At 41.6% G+C, this 22,170-nt stretch carries 18 protein-coding genes; 6 read left to right on the top strand and 12 right to left on the bottom strand.

Annotated features, from left to right (window positions below; translation table 11 throughout):
* Positions 1–50: 50 nt before the first annotated feature.
* The 3 genes from K7X70_RS17015 to K7X70_RS17005 form a co-directional block, all read right to left on the bottom strand.
* Positions 51–1,388, bottom strand: coding sequence for an alpha-L-fucosidase (locus K7X70_RS17015; RefSeq protein WP_222538173.1), 1,338 nt, complete (start codon positions 1,386–1,388; stop codon positions 51–53).
* An 80-nt stretch (positions 1,389–1,468) separates the two neighbouring features.
* A complete protein-coding gene (locus K7X70_RS17010) occupies positions 1,469–2,191 on the bottom strand; it encodes a GNAT family N-acetyltransferase (protein ID WP_222538172.1) in 723 nt (240 codons plus the stop codon).
* 177 nt (positions 2,192–2,368) lie between these two features.
* Positions 2,369–2,863, bottom strand: a complete 495-nt coding sequence (locus K7X70_RS17005; protein WP_222538171.1) for a DinB family protein — start codon at positions 2,861–2,863, stop codon at positions 2,369–2,371.
* A 161-nt stretch (positions 2,864–3,024) separates the two neighbouring features.
* On the opposite strand from K7X70_RS17005, the gene K7X70_RS17000 reads away from it, so the two are divergent.
* Positions 3,025–4,608: a BCCT family transporter gene (locus K7X70_RS17000; RefSeq protein WP_222538170.1), complete on the top strand. Its 1,584-nt coding sequence runs from the start codon at positions 3,025–3,027 to the stop codon at positions 4,606–4,608.
* Positions 4,609–4,629: 21 nt separating this feature from the next.
* Positions 4,630–5,511: a universal stress protein gene (locus tag K7X70_RS16995; protein WP_222538169.1), complete on the top strand. Its 882-nt coding sequence runs from the start codon at positions 4,630–4,632 to the stop codon at positions 5,509–5,511.
* A gap of 345 nt (positions 5,512–5,856) precedes the next feature.
* On the opposite strand, the gene K7X70_RS16990 is transcribed toward K7X70_RS16995, so the two are convergent.
* The 5 genes from K7X70_RS16990 to K7X70_RS16970 form a co-directional block, all read right to left on the bottom strand.
* On the bottom strand, positions 5,857–6,606 hold the full coding sequence (locus tag K7X70_RS16990) for a LytR/AlgR family response regulator transcription factor (RefSeq protein WP_255607341.1): 750 nt from the start codon (positions 6,604–6,606) through the stop codon (positions 5,857–5,859).
* Positions 6,603–8,093: a sensor histidine kinase gene (locus K7X70_RS16985; RefSeq protein WP_222538168.1), complete on the bottom strand. Its 1,491-nt coding sequence runs from the start codon at positions 8,091–8,093 to the stop codon at positions 6,603–6,605. Before K7X70_RS16985 ends, K7X70_RS16990 begins: the two co-directional genes overlap by 4 nt.
* Positions 8,094–8,293: 200 nt before the next feature.
* Complete coding sequence (gdhA, locus tag K7X70_RS16980) at positions 8,294–9,634, bottom strand: NADP-specific glutamate dehydrogenase (RefSeq protein ID WP_222538167.1); 1,341 nt, start codon at positions 9,632–9,634, stop codon at positions 8,294–8,296.
* A 283-nt stretch (positions 9,635–9,917) separates the two neighbouring features.
* Complete coding sequence (locus K7X70_RS16975) at positions 9,918–11,000, bottom strand: universal stress protein (protein ID WP_222538166.1); 1,083 nt, start codon at positions 10,998–11,000, stop codon at positions 9,918–9,920.
* 1 nt (position 11,001) lies between these two features.
* Complete coding sequence (locus tag K7X70_RS16970) at positions 11,002–11,700, bottom strand: sterol desaturase family protein (protein ID WP_255607340.1); 699 nt, start codon at positions 11,698–11,700, stop codon at positions 11,002–11,004.
* A gap of 235 nt (positions 11,701–11,935) precedes the next feature.
* On the opposite strand from K7X70_RS16970, the gene K7X70_RS16965 reads away from it, so the two are divergent.
* Positions 11,936–12,688 (top strand): thioredoxin domain-containing protein, encoded by a 753-nt coding sequence (locus tag K7X70_RS16965; RefSeq protein WP_222538165.1) that lies wholly within the window; start codon positions 11,936–11,938, stop codon positions 12,686–12,688.
* A gap of 154 nt (positions 12,689–12,842) precedes the next feature.
* A complete protein-coding gene (locus K7X70_RS16960; protein ID WP_222538164.1) occupies positions 12,843–14,234 on the top strand; it encodes a DUF3943 domain-containing protein in 1,392 nt (463 codons plus the stop codon).
* Between the two features lie 75 nt (positions 14,235–14,309).
* On the opposite strand, the gene K7X70_RS16955 is transcribed toward K7X70_RS16960, so the two are convergent.
* Both K7X70_RS16955 and K7X70_RS16950 read right to left on the bottom strand, forming a co-directional pair.
* On the bottom strand, positions 14,310–15,011 hold the full coding sequence (locus K7X70_RS16955; RefSeq protein WP_222538163.1) for a LytR/AlgR family response regulator transcription factor: 702 nt from the start codon (positions 15,009–15,011) through the stop codon (positions 14,310–14,312).
* Between the two features lie 17 nt (positions 15,012–15,028).
* Positions 15,029–16,699 carry a histidine kinase gene (locus tag K7X70_RS16950; protein ID WP_222538162.1) on the bottom strand — a complete coding sequence of 557 codons (1,671 nt, stop codon included), beginning with the start codon at positions 16,697–16,699 and terminating at the stop codon, positions 15,029–15,031.
* Between the two features lie 126 nt (positions 16,700–16,825).
* Between K7X70_RS16950 and K7X70_RS16945 the strand changes: the two genes are divergently transcribed.
* The gene (locus K7X70_RS16945) at positions 16,826–18,967 is read left to right on the top strand and encodes an outer membrane beta-barrel family protein (RefSeq protein WP_222538161.1); all 2,142 of its coding nucleotides are present in this window, start codon (positions 16,826–16,828) and stop codon (positions 18,965–18,967) included.
* A gap of 34 nt (positions 18,968–19,001) precedes the next feature.
* On the opposite strand, the gene K7X70_RS16940 is transcribed toward K7X70_RS16945, so the two are convergent.
* A complete protein-coding gene (locus K7X70_RS16940) occupies positions 19,002–19,721 on the bottom strand; it encodes a DNA alkylation repair protein (protein ID WP_222538160.1) in 720 nt (239 codons plus the stop codon).
* A 166-nt stretch (positions 19,722–19,887) separates the two neighbouring features.
* Here K7X70_RS16940 and K7X70_RS16935 point away from each other — a divergent pair, with 166 nt between their 5' ends.
* Positions 19,888–20,598 (top strand): DUF8737 domain-containing protein, encoded by a 711-nt coding sequence (locus K7X70_RS16935; RefSeq protein ID WP_222538159.1) that lies wholly within the window; start codon positions 19,888–19,890, stop codon positions 20,596–20,598.
* A gap of 26 nt (positions 20,599–20,624) precedes the next feature.
* Here the strand turns inward: K7X70_RS16935 and K7X70_RS16930 are convergent, their stop codons facing one another.
* Positions 20,625–22,163 (bottom strand): aminotransferase-like domain-containing protein, encoded by a 1,539-nt coding sequence (locus K7X70_RS16930; protein ID WP_255607339.1) that lies wholly within the window; start codon positions 22,161–22,163, stop codon positions 20,625–20,627.
* Positions 22,164–22,170 lie beyond the last annotated feature (7 nt).

The following is a 22,170-nucleotide window of genomic DNA, read 5'->3' as shown; positions in this document are numbered from 1 at the left end:
GAGATGCTTTTTTTGTTTCTAAAAGGCATTGGTTGGCGGATTTTTAGGTCTTATTTCGCTTTGCTGGAAGCATCCTGGATTTTTAGAACCCAGGCATATTTACCAGGCAATTCTGCTGGCAGTTTAACCAATACCTTCCCGTTACTGCTGGTCCAGTTTAATGGTTGATTCAAGCCTAGCAGATAGATTTTAGATCCTTTCTTTGGCTGAATAGCCGCAATTGAGATTTCATTGTTCTCCTGTTTATTAAAAATAGCATAGGTAGTTTTACCATCCTTACTCTGCGTAAAGCGTATATGATCTCCTTCTTTATAGTTTTCCAGGCTATTTGTCGAATAGATGGCTTCTTTATTCTGTTTCAGCCACACTCCCATTTCTCCCAGTCGTTCTACACTTGGAGCAGGGATTTCACCTGCGGCATTTGGGCCTACATTTAACAGGTAATTTCCTCCTTTTGCAGCTACATCAATAAGATTATTGATCAGTATTTCTGCTGATTTCCAATTCTGGTCATTTTTCACAAATCCCCAGTTGTTATTGATGGTCATACAGCTTTCCCAATAGTCCTGAGAATTGGTTTTTAGGATTTCCTGTTCCGGCGTCCCGAAATCTCCAGCTGCATTTTCATATTTATTCATCCCTTCCATGCCTCCACGGGCTTTACTGATGCGGTTATTGATCACTAAAGATGGTTTTAGACTACGTAAATAGTTATATAGATCTTTTCCCTGGTCTTCTGTCCATTCAGAGATCCATTCTCCATCAAACCACAATATGGCGGGGTCATATTTCTTGATCAGTTCTGCCAATTGCGGCTTTAAATATTCCTCTCTATACTTTGCGAAATCGGGTTTCTGCTCCGGTTTTTGTTTCGGGTTCGCGTTTGGATGGTGCCAGTCCATGATGGAATGGTACAAACCGAATTTGATGCCCGCACTTTTGCAGGCATCCGCCAGCTCTTTAATCACATCTCTTTTAAATGGCGTCGCATCTATGATGTCGTAATTTGTCACCTTACTATCCCACATGCTGAAGCCGTCATGGTGTTTCGAAGTGATCACAATGTATTTGGCACCTGCCGCTTTCGCAATGCTGACCCATTTTTTTGCATCAAACTGCTCAGGGTTAAATTGTGCCGCATATTTCTCATATTCCGCGGTTGGAATGTGATGCGTTTCCATAATCCATTCTGCGCCACCATCCTTTCCATTGTAAGTACCGGCAGGAACCGCATATAATCCCCAATGGATGAACATTCCGAAAGTATCATCATGCCACCATTGCATGCGCTCTGTTTTAGCGGCTTTCGATTCTTCTAAATAGTTCTTTTGGGCAAACACCGAACAGGACAAGGCCAGGCCGGCAAACAGCAAACAGCTCTTTTTCATAGTTTTATCATTTGGTTAGTACAAATAACGGAATTAAGCGCTACTGCAATTCTGCGATAATGCCAAAGCATTAAACGATTTTAGCTTTGGCTTTTTATGAAATTCCAGAAGCTGATTTTTCTTCTGGTTACAAAGCCCAGCTTTTCATAGAGTTTTATGGCCCCAATATTGCTTTCGGCAACATGCAGGTAGGGTGTTTTATTTTCTAAAAGGATCTGTTTTGAAGTATGGGCTACCAGCTGTTTGGCGTAGCCCTTTCCTGTGTGCGCCGGATGTGTCACTACGGCACTTACTTCTGTATAAGCATCCATTTTCATCCTTTCTCCCGTAACCGCTACCAGTTGGTTGTCTTTATAAATCCCGTAATAATTACCCAATTCAGGTGTTTTATCTTTGAAGTATCCAGGTTGTACCAGGTTCACCAAACTAAGGAGATCTGCTTTCTGTACCGCTTTTAAAAGAATGACATCTTCTATTATATCTACCTCTATTTTGGCAGAAAGCACCATTTGAAGGCATACCAGGTCTTTGTTTAAGGTTAAGGAAGCCGGGTAATTGGGCTGTTCGCCTACCACATAAAAGGAAGCAGCCAAATCTGAATAGTCTTTTAAGTGTTTTTCCGTGGAATTTAAATTGATAAAACCACCAAAAGGGCAATAGTCAGGATGGTAGAATTTGACCTCAGCAGGGTTGTTGACTTGAGCATGGTTGTTGACGTCAGCACGGCCGACTGAGAATTTGGCATGGCTTTCCGTTAATGAAAACCAAACAGGGTTGTCTAGTTTATTTTCGTCTTTGATCATAGGTTTCGAGCAGCCGGTGTGTGTTTTTTTACAAGCGCTGGCCGATAAATATAGGATTCAAAGCCCAGCAATTAAAGTAAAAATACCGTTAATGAGCTTCAGATTGCTTTTTTAAGCAGCACATTAACGGCATCATTAACACCATCATCAATAGAATGATCTTCTTAAAAACGAAGGCTAATCGTATTTCAGTGCTGGATAACCCAACAACCTTCTCCATAATGCCAGCTGACCAATGATACTGGCTTCTCGATAAATAGTAAAAGTAATCATCTCATAATAAGTCATTTTCATGAAACCCATATCTATTTCACTGTCTAACTTTTGATCATCGATTGTCCGCAATGCTTCCCGGGCAATCGGACTGATCATTTCCCAATCTTTCAAATATTCTTCTTTTGTAGGGTACTTTGCCCCTTCTTGTATCCCTTTATGGTCAGCAAAGAGCTCATATCCGGTTTGTTTAAGCCCCGGATTAGTTTCGGCAGTCATCCAAAACCGCTGTCCAACCAAGGAGCCTGTCAGCCAGGCCAGATGGTTTGCCTCCGTATTTAGACGGTTGTACATGTCTTCTTCCGAAATTCCTGTAATTGCCTTCGCCAGAAAGCCGGTTTGTATATCAAATAAAGACAACAGCCCCTGCGTTCTGGTACTAACGGTGTTCTTTTCCATAGTTTTATGATTTAATTTTTAATCCGATCAATAACTGTGATTAAAGTTAAAAAGCTATTATTAGAATTAAAGGGGAGTAAAACGTCAATATTAAGGGGTAAATGCGCCAAAAACAGAAACTTAATGGCAAAAACTGTGTTATGTTTCCATAAACCAGGGATATGCTCAAGAATCAACAGCGAAATTCTAAATTCGTCATCAATAAACCGGTATTTTACACCTCGATATTACTAATTGTATGTAGCCTGGCCCTGTGCCTGCTCTTTCAGAAATCCTTAGATGCCTGGTTCGATAACACAAAGCTATTGATTACACAAAACCTGGGTTGGTTTTTAATCCTGACCGTCAACTTTATCCTTGGTTTCTGCTTGTATCTGGCCTTCGGGAAATTTGGCAGAATCCGACTTGGAGGAGAGGATGCGGAACCGGAGTTCAGCAACATCTCCTGGTTTGCCATGCTGTTCAGTGCAGGAATGGGCATAGGAATTATGTTTTTCAGCATTGCTGAACCTGTTTCCCATTTCAGTCACCCTCCTCGCCCGGCGGGTTCCGAACCAGAACTGGCCATACAAGCGATGGAATTTACGGCCTTACACTGGGGACTCCATGCCTGGGCAATTTATGCGGTAGTCGGACTTGCACTCGCTTTCTTTTCTTTCAACAAGAAACTCCCGCTTACCTTCCGCTCGCTATTTTATCCCTTTTTAGGAGAGCGTATCCATGGCTGGTGGGGACATTCGATCGATATTCTTTCCGTAATCGCCACCTTATTTGGCCTTTCCACTTCCCTGGGATTAGGGGTACAGCAAATGAATGCAGGTTTAAACTTCCTTTTCGGATGGGATATGTCTACCACCCTGCAATCTTTTATCATCATCATTGTCACTTCTATCGCCACCATTTCAGTGGTTTCTGGCTTAGACAAGGGCGTTAAACTCCTGAGCCAGGGAAACATGATTATGGCTTTTGCACTGATGCTGCTGGTATTTGCGCTTGGCCCGACCATTTATCTACTAAAAAGCTTCATACAAAATACAGGATCTTATCTGGCAGACTTCATTGAAATCAGCACCTGGAATGACAGCTACCGGCAATCGGGATGGCAAAATTCCTGGACCGTATTCTATTGGGCCTGGTGGATCGCCTGGTCTCCTTTTGTAGGTAGCTTTATTGCGCGGATTTCTAAAGGAAGAACCGTGAAGGAATTTATCCTTGGCGTTCTGATTGTCCCCGCAATTATCACTTTATTATGGATGAATGTATTTGGTGGAACTGCCCTTCATTTTATTCTGGAAGGAGACCATAGCCTGATCGCTGCCGTAAATTCCGACATCTCCACGGCCCTTTTTGTATTCCTTCAGAAAATCCCTTTTACCCCCATCTTATCAGGATTAGCCATACTGCTGGTCGCTTTTTTCTTCATCACCTCTTCTGATTCAGGATCCCTGGTGATCGACAATATCACTTCAGGTAACGCCCCCTATACCCCACCATTACAGCGTGTTTTCTGGGCTTTCCTACAGGCGATAGTCGCGATTGTTTTACTCTGGGGAGGTGGATTAGATGCCTTGCAGACTGCCGTGATTATTGCCGGACTGCCTTTCGCCGTCATCATTTTACTCATGTGTTACAGCCTGAAAAAAGGACTACAGGAAGAGCTGAACAAAAATAAAAAGAAGCTGCGTTCTAAGCAGGAGAAAAGTTATAGAGACACCATTTCAGACCTGATGTCTGAACAAAAGTAAACCCTTAACAAAGAAAACAAAATGGCATTCACCCCGAAAATAAATGTAATTGCAGGTCTGGATCTTTCTGAAATGGACCAGTCGCTCATTCAATACCTCCAGTTATTGACCGAATTGCTGCCCTTAAACAAGGTGACTTTTTTTCATAACATCAAACAATCTGAGCTTCCTGAATCCTTTAAAAGCCTGGATCAGCTCAACACCATTGCCAATACCCTTAAAAAGAAACTTTCTACTACTATTCCTGCCCTGCTTGGCGACCAATTGCCTTACGATGTTGAGGTCAGCTTCGAGGATTATACAGAACTGGCCTTTCAAAAGATGGCCAGGAAAAAGCAAAGCAACCTGGCCGTATTGGGCAATAAACAGCACCTGGAGGGCAATGGCGGGCTCGCTCATAAGCTGATCCGCATGCTTCCTTTTGAAACCTTACTCGTTCCGGAAACCTATAACCCCAAACCAAGGAAGCTGATTGAGGCCATAGATTTTTCAAAATATACGACTAAAGTGATGCAATGGGGCGGTCTTATTAAAAAACACAGCCAATTACCGGAGCTGACTTTTCAGCCGGTCAACATCTCTAAATTGTCCTGGAAGTTCTTTCCCGGGCTTTCCAATGCAGAAATCAAGAAGAATACCCAGGAAGATGTGAAGCTGAAATCGGAAAAATGGGCGAAGCTTTATCCAACTGCTACGCCCTTAAAGGTGATCCCCGCAGAAGATAAAAATATCGCCTCCGCATTAATGTATCATGTTAAAAAAGAACGGGCTGATGTATTGATTATGGGTGTTCAGGGAGTTACTTCTGTGACGACACTGTTTATGGGCAGTGTAGCAAATGAAGTGCTCTACCTGGAAAGCGATGCCTGTTTATTGTTTGTAAAACATAGTATTGAAGGCTAAAACACCTCAATAATTTTTATTCAGGTCGTAAGTAAGCCCAAGCATAAAATACCGCTTAATGACCGTAAAACTACACTGACATCCACCAATACTTTGTCGATCGTCCGACCGTAATAACGGAAACCGGCCCGCAGTTAAGCTCCTTAATTCAAAGCGGCCGTTAGCAGCTACTTTAGTCCAATCTTGAGCTAATCACCGTTTTCTTATAACGAAATTATAGCTTATAATCAATGAGTTATTAAAATCAATCGACACAATTACTTTAGCTGAATACTGAGAAAATCCGGGCAATAAAAATCCTGCTGACAATAAAATTGTCATTAAATATTTGAAAAACATGGCTATTTATTTAAGGAGATGACTGGTAATTGGGTTCGTTAAAATCGACTGTTCAAGCATGGATCGGTACATAGATCCGACAGGAACAGGCTGGTCTCCGAGCCATACATTTCGCTTGTCGAGCTTGCTAATTCTTGCACTGGAAACGAGGAAAGAACGGTGTACCCGAACGAATGCCGGGGCGGACAACAAGGCCTCTGCTTCTACCATTGTTAATCGGGACCGGACCAATCCGGCTGTTGAAACGAACTGGACATAGTTGCCTACACTTTCGGCATACAGCAAATCTTCCAGCGCAACCTTGATCAGCTCATACCCGCTTTTAATGAAAATCACATTGGAGGGATTTAGCATTGCAGCCGGCTGCTGCTGACGGAGCTGATGATGTTCAAAAGCCTTATTACATGCTTTCAGAAATCTTGGAAATGAGAATGGTTTCAAAAGATAGTCTATCGCATCCAATTCAAAACTCTGGACCGCATGTTCCGAGTAAGCGGTAGTAAAAATCACCATTGGGGGTTTAGAAAGAGACTTCAGAAAGTCGATTCCGGAAAGTCCGGGCATCTTAATGTCCAGAAAAATCAGGTCTGCCCCCTCCTGCTGAAGGTAAACCAGGGCTTCTTTAGTCCTGGTAAAACAGGCAACAAGCTGGATACATGCCACTTCCGAAGAAAGATTTTTAATCACTTCCAGCGCAATGGGTTCATCATCGATCGCTATTGCGCTCAAAACAGATGGATTTTTGGTGCTGGTCATGAGATTTTAAGGTTTAATTCCGCAATAAATTCATTTTCAACAGGGCCGTATTTCAATTGATGTCTTCCTTCATAAAACAGCATTAGCCTTTCTCTGACATTATTCAAACCTATTCCTGGCGACTTTCTTTCGGGATCAGTGTATATGGCCTTAGGAAGGCTGTTTCGCACCTTAAAACGAATGCTATCTGCTGTACATGATAATTCAATATTAATCCAGGACTTTTCATCTGGATCTATTCCGTACTTAAACGCATTTTCTACGAAAGGAATCAGCAACATCGGTACGATTAAATGGTGGCATTGTGAAAGTTCCAGATCAGCTGCTACTTTAATTTGATCTGAAGGCAGGATGCGCAGTTTCTGCAGGGCGATATAATTTTCCAGGTAAGCGACCTCATCCTGCATCGGAATATAGTCCTGGTGGTTGTCCTCTAACATGAAGCGCATCATATCCCCCAGCATTTGGATCCCATTGGCGGTTCTTTTTGAGCCATCCATCAAAGCCGCCCCATACAAGGTGTTCAGTGCATTAAACAGGAAGTGAGGATTAATCTGACTCCTTAAAAACTGCAGGTCTGCCTTTGAACGTGTCAATTCCATCACTGCATTTCTCAATTCCAATACCTGATGATTTCCCTGGCGGTAAATCCACCAGCTGAAAGGTACCGTAAAGAACAATTGAACAGCCCAGTTCTCCATCCACAAAAGGGGAAGCTCCCCCCAATGACTAAAAAATAAGAACAATGGAAAAGAGTATAAGCAAGTAGAGCAAACCAGCCTCAGCAGAAAGCCAGCACTAACCTTACCACCTTTTAAATACCTGGGAAACAACCAGCAAGTATTACTCACATAAACCAATACCATAGTTGTAGCCACTATAAAATAGGCAGCATAAAAGCCCTCATTACTGATGAGATTAAAATTAAAAAGGAATGCGGGGCAGAGTAAATAGAACACTAAAAAGCCGGAAACCTGATTTACGATCAAGGTATAGTAGCGCCTTTTTGGGCCTGAGTTGTCAATTTTGCAGATCACATAAGTCCTAAAAGCAGCGTAAATACCATACACCGAAAGGATGATGAAGGCCCTATCCCAGCCTGTCGAGAGTGATTTTAAAGGAGCATCATTATAGCCCAGCCAGGCAAAAAGCGGATACCCACCATAATTATACTGGGCTGGATTTGCATAGTAACTGGCTGCATTCACTCCCAGGGCAAGCAGAAAACTCAAACCCAGCAATTGAACCAGCAGCAAAATCCAGGCGAAAAAATGGTTGCTTTTCCACTTTAAGAAAGATGGGATACTGAACAGATTGATCCATAAATACACCATTAAAAACAGCAGGATCACGCCCATACGCGGAAGTAAAATAGGAAGCCCAGACAGGCCGTTCAAAAATCCGTCTGGAAAAAGCGCTTTAATGACCAGTATTGCGGAAAACAATACAACGATAAGAATTTCGTGGGTAAGCAGTTTATTTTTCATAGGTTCAGCATCAATTATCAGTTATAATCTGATACAAGAATACAAAAGGCGGTAATTGCTTACAAAATATGGGATCGATACCTTATATGTGGTACGAAAAGCTAAAATATGATTTAAAAATCAACAAAAAAAGCTGAACACCTCCCTATTAACAGATCAGTGTTCAGCTTTTTAGCCTGTAGCCGGGCTATATTTTACATTTAAACGATTCCTTGTGCAATCATGGCATCAGCCACTTTCACAAATCCTGCGATATTTGCGCCTTTACCATAATTGATATAGCCATCGGACTCCTGGCCATATTTCATACAGGTTTTATGGATCTGTGAGATGATCACTTTCAATTTACCATCAATTTCTTCTCTGTCCCATGAATAACGCTGAGAGTTCTGAGACATTTCCAGGCCGGAAACGGCTACTCCACCTGCATTTGCCGCTTTACCTGGCGCATATAAGATTTTAGCGCGTTCAAAAACGTGGATAGCTTTAGGTGTAGTTGGCATATTAGCGCCTTCTGCCACGCAGATACAGCCATTGCTCACTAATAATTCTGCGTCACTTTCGTCCAGTTCATTCTGTGTTGCGTTTGGGAAAGCAATGTCACATTTAATGCGCCAAGGCTTTTCATTTGGAAAATACTGACAGTTATATTGATCTGCATATTCCTTAATCCTACCTCTACGCACATTTTTAAGTTCCATAATGAACTTTAGCTTTTCGGCATCAATGCCCTGAGGGTCATAGACGAAACCTTCTGAATCAGACATCGTCAATACCTTTGCCCCTACCTGAATACATTTTTCTACCGTAAACTGCGCTACATTTCCAGAACCTGAAATCACTACATCTTTCCCTTTTAAGGAATCATTTTTGACATTCAGCATTTCTTCTACGAAATAAACCACGCCATAACCGGTGGCTTCCTGACGGATCAAACTGCCACCCCATTCAAAGCCTTTACCGGTTAACACACCTGTAAACTCTCCTTTTATACGTTTATATTGGCCAAACAGGTAACCGATTTCTCTGGCACCTACACCAATATCGCCGGCAGGCACATCAATATCAGCCCCCACATGGCGGTACAATTCCGTCATGAAGCTCTGGCAGAATTTCATGACTTCTGCATCAGATTTCCCTTTAGGGTCGAAATCTGCGCCGCCTTTTCCCCCACCCATCGGCAGGCCGGTTAAGCTATTTTTGAACACCTGTTCAAAAGCAAGGAATTTTAGCACGCTTAGTGTCACTGAGGGGTGGAAACGCAAACCACCTTTATATGGGCCAATTGCGCTGTTCATCTGCACTCTAAAACCACGGTTTACTTCTACTTCTCCTTTGTCATTTAACCAGGGTACTCTAAAAATGATCACACGTTCAGGTTCAACAATACGCTCTAAAACCTTATTTACCTTATATTTCAGGTTTTCTTCTGTAAAAGGGATAATAGATTCTGCTACTTCATAGACTGCTTGTAAAAATTCTGGTTCATGAGTATTGCGAGACGCTACTTTACCCATAAATTCATTGATCGTTTGGCTCATTTGTGTGTATTAGGTTATAAAATTGGCAAAAAAAAGGGCATAGAAATTCCTATGCAGACCTTATTCTTGGTGTTAATCAGTTTTTATCAGGAAAAGAGTTAGTATTTGAATTTTCAGGACATGAAACACCAGCAAATGCTTCATTTGGCTCCGAAAACAAAAATAACCTAATTTTTTACAAAAAAAACTAAATAATAAAATTAATAACAAAGGATATTAAACTGAAGCCTGTATATAAACGACGGTCCTTTCTGAAAAACAGCAAATAATTTTATTTTAAACCCTATAATTCAGCCCGAAATAGCATCAACGGCAGATGAAGACGATTGGCCAGACGATTAGTAAGGCGCTGATGAAAAAATCCTTCCAGGAAGCCGTATACTCTTGGAATAGTAATCACCAATTGGGCTGCTTGCTTATCTGCGAACTCAATAATTCCTTCCGCCACATCCTCATGAGTGATATAGTGGTATTCTGGCTTCTGATCGTCCCAAAGTTCGTGTAAGGCTTTCAATTGTTCCATTTCCTCTGGTTTAAAATCTCCTCTCCGATCGTCTACATTTAAAATCAGCAGTGAAGCGTCTAGCGCATTTACAAAGGTTCTAATCGCATGGACAGGGGTTAACTTCAGCACCTCTTTCAAATCACAGGCAAAAACTACCCGTTCTATTTTCTGAAAAGCAACACCGGCAGGCACCATCAATATGGGAGCCAGGCAGTTTTTTGCCAAATCCAGGGCATTACTACCTATGATGACCTGCTCCAGCTTGCTTTTACCGGTCATCCCCAGCACTACAAGCCCTGTTCTCAATTGTTGTACCAGTATATTTACTGCCGAAACAAGCGTCCTATCATCTGCTCTGGTTTCAATTTTAGTAATAGGCAAAACCTGTTGTGCTAACATTTCCTGTAAGCTTTTCATTTTTTCATGACTCAGCTCAGCAGATTCTGTAAAACCAGGGCCGACAGGTGCAAAACCGGTAGATACCGGCATTAAAATGGATTCGTAAGAATGGTACAATACCAATTTCGTACTGCGTAGCTGCCGACTGAGTAAAGCGGCATACTCTGCTGCATTTTCCGCAGCCGACGAAAAATCAGTCAGCACCATGATGTGTTTGGCACCGTAAAATTTACACAAAAAATCGTCTATTGCTCTTTCCAGTTCCTGAAAATCTTTATCTGAAAGGGTTCTTTCTCCACGTTCGATTACGCTCCAATCTCCTTTTAAAGATCGGTTCATCACAATAGGATCCTTTTCATTCGTGACAAGTTCCACTTTAAACACCCTGTATTGATTGGCAGTGGTGACCAGGGCGCTCAACTCCAGGCTCCCGGCATTGAATTTAACAAAAAATGTTTCCATCTCATTTCCTCCTTTTAATTTTAAAACCACTTTGGGCTGCTTTCTTTTCCGGCAGATCTGGTAAAGTACCAAATAAGGTATCCCAGAGCATTGAACTGACGCCAAATGCTTTATCGGGATGCTTATAATGATGCAGGTGATGATTTCTCCACAATACTTTCAGGTATTTTGGGGGTTGAAAAGCGTGTATTGCATAGTGAATAGAAACATAAATGAGGTATCCGGAAATGAAGCCTGAGAAAAAGACAAGGGCATAGCCACCCGAACTGAAAAGCAATATTGAAACCCCGTAAAACAACATTAAGACGGTAAAAGCCATGATAAGACTCGGTACCGGAGGCATAAAAAGCCTGGTTTTATCTCTAGGAAACTCATGGTGATTTTCATGAAAAATATACACCATCCGTTTTCCAAATGTGCTGCTGGCCTGAAAATGGAATAAAAATCGATGCACCAGATATTCGAAAAAAGTCCAGGTCAGCATAGAGATCAATAAAAGCCAAAATATCAGCATTATGGAATAATGGTAGCTTGACCAGGCATAATAGACTAAGAAAATGACTAGTGGAATGTAAATGCTATAGATTACCCATGGCTGGGTTTTGGTCAGCATTTCCAGATACCTGTTTCTAAAAATGAGGGCTTGTCCTTTATTATTAATATTCAGACTATTCATCACATCTCCTTTCGTTAAAGTCATCAAGAATTAACACGGAAAATCAAAATACAGTAGCGGACACTACAAAAGATTGGTTATAATGAATAACAAACCGCAGAGATTGTGGTTTCAGCAGCTTCTTGTTTTTTATTTGAACAATCATCTATTCGCCCTATTGCCCATAAAACTACTAAAACCTTATTTCCTCGTGACAATCGGGGCTCATAGATCCAATAGTATTTCCTAATTTTGAATATTAACATTTTTAAAAAAGCAGATGAAAATATATCAGCATCAATATAGCAGCAATTCCTCTTTATACCTCCTGGCCGTCATGATCAGTTTTTTCCTTTTCAGCGCTAGCTTATCAGCAACCGCACAAACGGTTAGCAAGACCATCACGGCAGTAGAATTTCAAAACCAATTGAAAACTAGCCCTAAAGCGGTGATCCTTGATGTAAGAACTCCGGAAGAGTTTAAATCCGGACACCTGAACCAGGCAAAAAACCTGGACATCTATGATCCGTCTTTCCAGGATCAAATTTCCAAAATGGACAAGAAACAAGCGGTGTATGTTTACTGTAAAGGTGGCGGAAGAAGTGCAAATGCGGTTAAAAAGATGCAGGAACTTGGCTTTAACACGGTTTATGAGTTAAAAGGCGGAATTATGGCCTGGGAACAAGGTGGATTACCTTTGCAAGGTGCAGAAAAGCCAAAAACAGACCTGTTTACCAGCAATGATTTTGATAAAATGCTGAAAGCAAATAAAAATGTATTGGTCGACTTTTACGCGGAGTGGTGTATTCCCTGCAAAGAAATGGAGCCCATCTTAGCAAAACTAAAAAATCAATTCAAAGGCAAAGTAGCGATAGAAAGAGTAAACGTTGATGAAGCAAAATCTTTAACGAAATCTATCAATATTGTAGGACTCCCGGTAGTCGCCATCTATCGCAATGGTATTGAAATCAAACGCGTTACCGGATTTCAATCTGAACAGGATTTATTAAATCTACTGCAGGAACTTAAATAAAAACTTTTCAAGGAAACTTTTTATTTAAGTTAGCGCTACAAAAAAACGCTTTATCTGAGAAACATTACAGAAGTTTTGGTGTTACCCATTTAAGACGTCTTTATCTGTCATCAGGGGTAGATAGAGGTGTTTTTACTTGAAGGTAACAAAATATATGAGTATAATTTCCGGCTTCAGAACGACACTGCCCCTCCTTTTTCTAAGTATTACCATCCCAGTTTATGCGCAAACTCCGTCTCAGTCCATTGAAACGGATAGTCTGGCCAGTCCGATCGTCGAAATCCCGGTAAAGAAACGCTTTGTAAGAGCTACATCATCATTGGTGCTCGCAGAACTTATTCCCTGGTCTTATAGCAAATTCATTACACATGCAGAGTTTTCGAATATTAGTTTGAAAACTATTGGACACAATTTAAAGCTGTCCAGCTGGGCTTGGGATGACGATGCTTTTCCTACCAATCAGGTCGACCACCCCTATCATGGCAGTGTGTTCTATAACTCCTTCCGCAGCAACGGTTTTACATTCTGGCAATCCGTACCGGCAGCATTAGTGGGCAGTTACATTTGGGAGACTGCTGGGGAAAATCAAGCTCCTTCGAAGAATGACATCATCAATACTACTTTCGGCGGGATTACTATTGGTGAATCTGTTCATCGATTAACGAAAAAAATACTCCAGACCCGAAGAAGAGGTTTCAGAAGATATATTAATGAAACTATTAGTCTGGTGATCAATCCGACCAATGGCTTCAGGAGAATTGCAGATGGAGAATGGGGAAAGGTTCCTGGCCTATCGGAGAAATTAGACCCCACGGTACTGCTGCTGGAGGCAGAAAGTGGGATCAGAAAGATGAATATGAGAGATCATCAGGCCAATTTTGGCGTATATGGACGTTTAAAACTGATTTATGGAAACCCTTTTGAAAATTATAAGACTCCATTTGGCAGCTTCACTTTCAATGCAGAAGTTGGACAGGACGACAGTTCTTTTGTAAATTCCGTAAACATTGTGGGCGCGGTGAATGGCTGGCTTTTAAGTGCAAATAGTCGGAACAGACATTTGATGTCCATCACTTCCAACTATGATTACCTCAACAATCAAAGCTTTATGTTTGCTGGACAAAGTATCAATCTTAATCTATTTTCGGAGTTTGGACTGAGCAATAACACCAAGATAAAGACGTCAATTGGCATGGGACCAATATTAGTAGGCGCTTTTGGAGAAAAGGGAATTTACAACAATAGATTTTACGATTACGGTGCTGGCGGCGGCTACAATGCCAATGCAGAAATCAACGTGTCCGATAAATTCATGTTTGAAGTTCATTACAATGGACGCTGGTTAGGTACACTGAACGGCAATACTTCCAGTTATTTTTCACAGGCGATTTCCACGGAACTGGAGTATGCACTGAGCAAAGAAATCTCTTTCTCGACTGCCCCAAGCTTGTTTCTTGTGCAGGAAAACTACAAGAATTCCGAAGATGTACATAAGACCATTCCAGGTTTAAAAGTTGGCTTTAAATATAGGCTGGCTTACGATTAGGCACAAGCATTAGGTGTCATTTCCGGCAAACCGTTTTGACTTAGGATTCCTTCATTTGGATAACAAATGAAGGGTTTACTCAAACAGTCTTGCTTTCAATTGCGCATAGCGGGTTCTACCGATAGGGATCAACTCTCCGTTTTTCAGTAGCAGTTCATATTTACTTCCTGAATTGACCCTGATCTTTTCACATTGATCGATCGCTACGATATATGATTTATGCACTCGTTCGAATGTCCCTGGAAGCAGCTGTTCTAACTTTTCTAAGGACTTATCATGAAGTTCCAGCTTGCCATTTCTCAAATGAAGTTCAGCATAAATCCCAGCCCCCTTGATATAAATCAGGTCCTGAACTTCCACCATGGAGATCAGCCCTCCTTTTTTTACCGCCAGAAACCTTAACCCCTTCCCTATCTGATGCTCAGGACTCGAAATCCGTAAAAAAGCCTGGATCAACCTGTTTTCATCAAATGGTTTAGCTACAAAATCAAGCACACCATACTCAAATGCAGTAATCGCTTTTTCGGTATAGGCAGAAATCACAATCGTATGAAAAGACCTACACAGCAATGATTTCAAGAGTAAAAAACCATCTTCTCCATTTAAATTAAGGTCTAGCAGTAAAACATCAATCTCATGATCTGCTAAAAAGGACAAGCCTTCAGCAACAGATTCAAAACGATCGAGACGCGTCAGTTTTTGCGCAAAGAAACTGCGGGTCATCCGTTCAATTCTACCAGCGATTCTGGTTTCATCTTCTATAATTAGTATTCTCATTATTTAGCTTAGGGCGTTCATTTGTTAATTTTAATAGTGGTCAGCCAACCTTCCTGACTGGCCTCAGAAGTAAAAGTCCAGTTCTCCCCGTAACTCTCCCTCAGTCTAGCTTTAATATATTTAAAACCAGTTCCTGCTTCCTTACTCTGTTTCATTTCCCGATTTTCGGCCATGGTTAACAGGGTGTATTGTTTAAATTCAGGATGACTGATGAAGCTCAAATGAAAATGGATACTTCCATCGGCTAAAGGTTTGCTGTGTGTAATCCCATTCTCCAATAGGGTATGTAAGATGGCTGGCGGAATCAGCTCCGAGGCCTCGATACCTGAGTCGCTCCAATGATACTTCAATTCTTTTCGAAATTGCATCACTTTCAAGTGGACTTTACAGAGTTCTATTTCTTTTTCAATAGGGATTAAAGTCTCTTCAGCCATTTCATTCAGCAGGTCAAATTCTGCTGAAAGTGCCTGGATAAAAACTACACCTTGTTTTGGCGATTCCTCTATCCAATCGATTAGGGAAGTCAGCGTGTTTTTAATAAAATGAGGCTGGATATTTTTCTTCAGCAACTCGGTTTGCAGTCTGGAGGAAAGCAACAAAGCGGATTGGTATTCGAGTTCTGCATCCCTGGATCTAATGGTATGCAGGTATAACATGCACAAAATAATAATATTGAAGCTGATGTATAAACTAAAATCATAGTATAGGAAATAATCAATCAAGGCTGAAGCCAACAGCCCGGTCATCACAATACCTGCTCCTTTTTCTCTTTGCAGCATTGCATTTCCTACAATAAGCAGGGCTGCAAACCACATGGCACAGCCAAAATACCAGGATGTCAGATCGTAGTGGCCATAATTATGGTTCAAGATCAGCAGTAGTGAAAGGCCCAATATCCCAAGAACCAAACTTTTTCTTTTGAACTGAAACTGGATGCTAAAGTATAGCGGAATCAGCAAGGCGATTACGAAAGTAAGCAAGCCAATCATCTTAAGGCGCAGGTAAAAATGGTCGTAAGGAATGGTGATGTAAACTTTAATGTATTCCGTAACCTGGAGGATAAAGAAAAGAAAACAAGTGATACAAAATATAAGTACTGCCTTGTCTTTTTTTCTGCTGTTGATGAAGATAAAGAAGTAATATACTGCAGCAATCAGAAATACGCCGGCAGTGATATTCATAAAAGAAGCGATCATGATTGGTCTTTTAATCAGCTGATCGTAGTTCCCTACTGAGAGAATGACGTCCCGCAAATCGTCGCTTAAATAAGCTTGTGAGGCCCTGATGGCCAGTAAATGCTTCCCCTTTCCTGCGAGCGCATCAGGGATCATGTAACAGTTAGTTTCTGTCCCAGGAACTTCTTTTTGCCCCAATTGCTGCAGTACCCCATTTTGACCGATCCGCTGTCCATCCCAATACACTTCAAATGCGCCAAAAGCATTGATTTTCAAACCCAAATGTCCATCAGTCCCTACACCTTTAAGCAATTCGACGTGGGCACGAACCCAATAAATACGGTCCTGAACAGCGGTTCTGTCTTTTGGCCACTTGCGGTCGTCATGAGTTGGAAAAGCCCATTGCTGGTCGTCACCAACCTGATAAACCGGATCGGTAATGCGTGCTTCCTCTGCTGTTTTACAGGAAGAAAAAGAGAGTAACAGAAATATTAATAATACGAGCCGATTCATAAAGTAAAGTTAGGTGGAATATAAGGGAGAAAAATGTCATTCAAAAGGATATAGAGCAGTTGACACGTTTTACCTGGAAATAAATTATCCGGCTTCCTAATCTTGTGGTCAATAAATAAACCGAACATGAAACTACCGTTATTTCTCCTTTTATCTCTGAGCTGTTCCTTAAGTGCAGGTGCACAGGAGCGCAGCACTGAAAAACAGCGAACAGATAGTACCGCTAAAATCCTGAATGAAGTGGCTATAACGGCCGATAAACCAGGCCTCAGCTTGAAATTAGACAAAAAGATATTTGTAGTCGGGAAAGACATTTTATCACAAAATGGTTCTGCCAACGACCTGCTGAACAACCTTCCTTCTGTTGCCGTTAGCCCTACAGGCTCGGTTAGTTTAAGGGGGAACAGTAATGTACTCATTCTCTTAAATGGCCGTAAAACAGGATTAACTCAAAGCAATGCGTTGGACCAGATTCCTGCCGGGCAGATTGACCGGGTAGAAGTCATTAGCAATCCTTCTGCCCGCTACGATGCTGCTGGTGCTGCCGGCATCATCAATATCATCCTGAAGAAAAACAATAAAGCGGGATTTACAGGCCAGCTGAAATTGGTTGGCGGCCTTCCTAATGACACCAGGCTAAACCCTAGTCTGAACTACAAATCCGATAAAATCAACTTATTTTCGACTTTTGGCATCCGCAGTACTAATTATGTTGGCAAATACCAATCCGAGCAATTGCTTGATCGCCAGGAGATGAGTCAGGCAAGCTACCGGCAATTCAAAAAAGAAAACCGGCACGATGACGGGAAACTCCTCTACCTAGGTGCTGACTATTTGATCAATGATCAAAACACCATCACAGCTGCTTTCTTCAAAAATGCCACTAAAGACCATGATAAGACCGCTTTAAACTATAATTATTCCCTAGACAGCAATTTAATTCGGCAGGGAGAATCCTGGGAGAAAAGAGCATATAACCAATTTGAATTCAATTACACAAGAACTTTTAAAGCTCCAAAGAAAAAGTTCAGTGTAGACTTGCAGTATGATTTCTGGAACAGCGAGAAGGATTGGAACCTGAATACCAGCAGGACGGCGCCGACAGCTGCTTTACTGCCGGGCATCAGAACATCTTCGGCAGGTGCCAGCAAAGATTTCCTTTTACAGACGGATTTTGTGCAGCCTGTTCATCCGAATGCGACTTTTGAATTTGGATTAAAACTAGAAAATAGGGAAGTCAGCAGTGATTACAAAGCGGAGCAGCAAGCAGGAAATGGTTGGGAAATCCTTGACCAGATCAACAACAAGCTAGATTACAAAGAATTGATTGGCAGTGGATACGTACAATTCAGCAATAAATGGAAACAATTCTCTTACTTATTGGGTTTACGTACGGAGTTTACCAAGGTTCGCATATCGGATGCAGAGCAGAGTTATGATAGTCGGAAAGATTATACCCGATTGTTTCCAACTGTACATTTGGGCTATCAACTGAAAGAAAGTACGAGTTTGCAATTGAGTTACAGCAAACGCATCAACCGCCCATCTTTATACCTTTTATATCCATTTAATGAAATCACTGATTTCAATGCACAATACCGGGGAAATCCCGCACTAAATCCCTCTTATGCAGACATTTTTGAATTGGGATTTTTACAGAACTGGGGAAAAATCACCTTGAACCCTTCGCTGTACTATCAATACCTTGTGCATCCAATACAAGACTACACCTATGTACAGCAAGGAAATATTTTCCTTAGCACCCCCATTAACATCGATCAGGAACAGCGTCGGGGAATGGAACTTTCCATAATTTATCAGCCTGTAAAACCATTGCAAGTCAATGCTGAGTTTAACTATTATGCTTTCAAACAGCGGGGATTTTATCAGGATCAAGACTTCAATTTTTCTGGCGAAACGCTGACAGCTCGTTTTTCTACACAACTGAAATTACCGCTGCGATTCAGTTTCCAGGGACGCTATAATTATAGCAGTGCAGAAAGAAATGCGCAAAGTAGAACAGCGGCGGTCCATTCTTTAGACCTGGGAATCAGTAAAAATCTATTTAAAGACAAGGCGAGCCTGGTTCTGGATGGCACTAATATTTTAGATTCCCGCAATTTCAAGACCAGGACCATTGGACGCAATTATGTGCTTAACCAGGTAAACAGTCCAAATGCCGACCGCTATCGACTCAGTTTCGTGTATAAATTTAACAATAAGGAGGGCCAAACGGTACGCCAGGCAAAGTCGGGAAACAGGAATTAAAACTTAATATTTTAGGATTAATTGCTGTTAATAGCTAACACTTTACCGTTTTCTTCTTTTTCCCAATCGCGCCTTTATCTTTTATCTTCAAAATATAATCAAGCGCATTGGGGATTTTACAAGCAGTGCCATTGCTATTTATAGTAATGACACCTAATTTTTTAGCCGCTTCAATTGCAGCAACAGTTAAAGCGGCTACATGAGCCCCTACTGCTATGATAAAACTATTCATTTGATAGCGAACCCTATTATCCGCATTGGAAATTTCCCGCTCTACTCTTTCCAATAATCCTTTGAGCGCAGGAAGGTCTAATTCTTCATCTTTTTTGAGTGCCACTAGATTACTGAGTGTGGCCCAGCCTGCGGCTGCAATGTATTCTTGCTGATGATCGATCCATTCCAGTGCCAATTCCCAGCCATAATTACTGCCATAATTACTGCCAGCAGCTACCCAGGGAACCGTCCACTCCGAAATATTGTTAGATAGGGCCTGTTCAACCCAATTCTGCAGATCAGCTTTCGTCATCCTTTTATCGTCGGCAATTAGCCCGGCAAGGTACATCGCATCGGCGTTGCCAGTAGCATACAAGTCTTTTGCCAGCTGGTAGTCCATTTTTATCTTTTTCTGAATGGGTTTCATATCCCCCACTTTTACACCAAAAAACGGCTCTTTGACCCCGTGTTTCAATAGAATATTCTTGATTTGCCCGCTGCCTTTGGCCTGTAGCTCATCCATAATTTCTTTTACCGTCATATTTTTTTGATTGGAGGTCATTCATGCCCTGAAATTCCAATAGACTGGAACTATCCAAGACGAATTTAAGCTAATTCTTCATTAATACCGACTGGTTTTTCAGGAAAAAGCGGCAGCACAACTCTATCAAAAATCAGTATATTAGTATCACGATAAAAAGCTGATTATGCTTGAACATTTACCAGTCTACCTTTCCGTACTGTTTTGTCTGATCGCTATTGCTTCATTAATCCTGCTGCAATGGACCATTCTGGGCTCTGATTCCCGTTTCACCAAAAAGAAAGCGGGCATTACGGCGATTGTATTGAGCGCATGGCTGATCATACAGGCTATTTTAGCCTTGAAAAACACTTACAATACAGATACCGATGCGCTGCCGCCGAAAATCATTCTATTTGGCATTTTACCTATGGTTATCGCTATTGTCTCGTTGTTTGTGAGTGTAAAGGGTAGAACATTCATGGATAGTTTGCCTTTAGAAAGGCTGACTTATTTAAATCTGATCAGAATTCCTGTTGAAATCGGACTTTACCTGCTGTGTTTAAACAAAGTTGTTCCTGAGATCATGACATTTGAGGGTAGGAATTTTGACATTCTAGCGGGGATTACTGCACCATTTATAGCCTGGTATGGCATCAGAAGAGGGAAAAGAAGCCCTAAGCTGATCTTGTTATGGAATGTCATTTGTTTGGCGCTATTAATTAATATTGTGTTTACCGCATTATTATCTGCTCCATCGCCACTTCAAAAGTTTGCATTTGACCAACCCAATATCGCCTTAACTAATTTCCCTTTTGTATGGCTGCCGACCCTAATTGTACCGATCGTATTTTTTGGCCACCTGGTTTCCATCCGGCAATTACTCCGTAAGATTTAGCAGCATCAAGCTTTTCAATAGATCACTTAAGATTCTTTGACGGCAAGGGATAAAATATGAACAGCTTCTTCGAGTTCAGGGGTGCTCAAATTTCCGAATCCCAGGCGCATTGCGGTGAAACTATCCGTTTGATACAGCAATTCCTGAGGGAGGTGCAGGTTTCTTTTCAGGCAGTTTTTACTGATACGCATCAGGTTGAGCTGTGGATTCCATTTTGTCCATACCGATAATCCGCCAGGCGGCGAAGCAAAGCTCAGCTCTTCTCCGAGCTCATTTTGCAGGAGTTCTGTAAATACATCCCTCCTTTCCTGGTAAATTTTCACGGCTTTTTTAAGGTGACGCTGAATTTCTTTTTCGTCTAGCAGTTCTGCGAGTGCTTGCTCCATGAGCATATCGCCCTGCCGATCTACCAATCTGCGGAATTTCGCCATTTCCTGGATCAGATTTTCCGGAGCAATTAAATAACCAGATCTGAAACCTGGTGCCAGCGACTTGCAAAAAGAGCCAATATAGACTACCATACCATTGGTATCAGCGCTTGCCAGGGGCAGTACAGAATTACCGTTATAGTGAAAATCATAGTCGTAATCATCTTCAAGGATGATAAAACCATATGTTTGTGCCAATTGTAATAATTCTACTCTTCTTTCCGCACTCAGTGTCACGGTAGTCGGATAATGGTGATGTGGCGTCAGGTACAGCATCCTGATTTTCTTCGTCTTGCAAAGTTCTTTGATGGCCTCCACGGAAATCCCATCTGCATCTACGGGCACAGCAATGATCTTGCCTCCGCATTGCTGAAAACACATATTGGCGAGATAATAACTCAGATCGCCAACAATCACCAGGTCGCCGGGCTCGATTAACATACTGGAAGCCATGTAAATGCTCATGTGAATCCCTCTGGTAGTCAGAATATTATTTTTATTGATATGTAAACCTCTGGTGTTGTTCAGGTATTGCGCGAGCGTTTCTCTGAAATATTCATTTCCTTCTACATGAGAATAGCCGAAATGCTTGTAATTGGTTTTACTTTTCAGAATTCCACCGTAAACTTTCGACAATCGTTCTAGGGGCAGCAGTCTGATATCAGGCAAGCCATCATTGAATTCCAATTTGCTGGACGTGCTTACACTGAGTACATCCAATAGAATACTTTGTTTAAAGCGGTAACCGGTTTCAGCCGGGTAGCTGGTCAGAATCTTTTCATCATAAGACTGCAGGGCGATATTTTCCTGTGGGCCTTTATTTCTGACAAAAGTGCCTTTATTGGGCCTAATTTCCGTCCATCCTTGGGCATCCAGCTCATCATAAGCAGCAATAATGGTTTTTCTGTGTACTTCCAGATCTATGGCCAGGCTTCTGGTACCCGGAAGCTGGATCCCTGCTAAAAGCACTCCCCGCTGTATGGCATTGATCATTTGATGCGCGATCTGAAGGTATACCGGGCGGTCTAAAGACCGGTCGATACGGATCACGCTTTGAAAAGGAATTTGAACCGGACTACTCATAAACTTAAAACTGGTACCTGTTAACTGTCCGGCAAGGTAATACTTTTGACACAAACAAATG

Origin of the sequence: Pedobacter polysacchareus (assembly GCF_019802255.1) — a bacterium.
Taxonomy (GTDB): domain Bacteria; phylum Bacteroidota; class Bacteroidia; order Sphingobacteriales; family Sphingobacteriaceae; genus Pedobacter; species Pedobacter polysacchareus.
The sequence above is the reverse complement of the archived record's forward strand: the minus strand, read 5'-3'. Positions and strand labels throughout refer to the sequence as shown.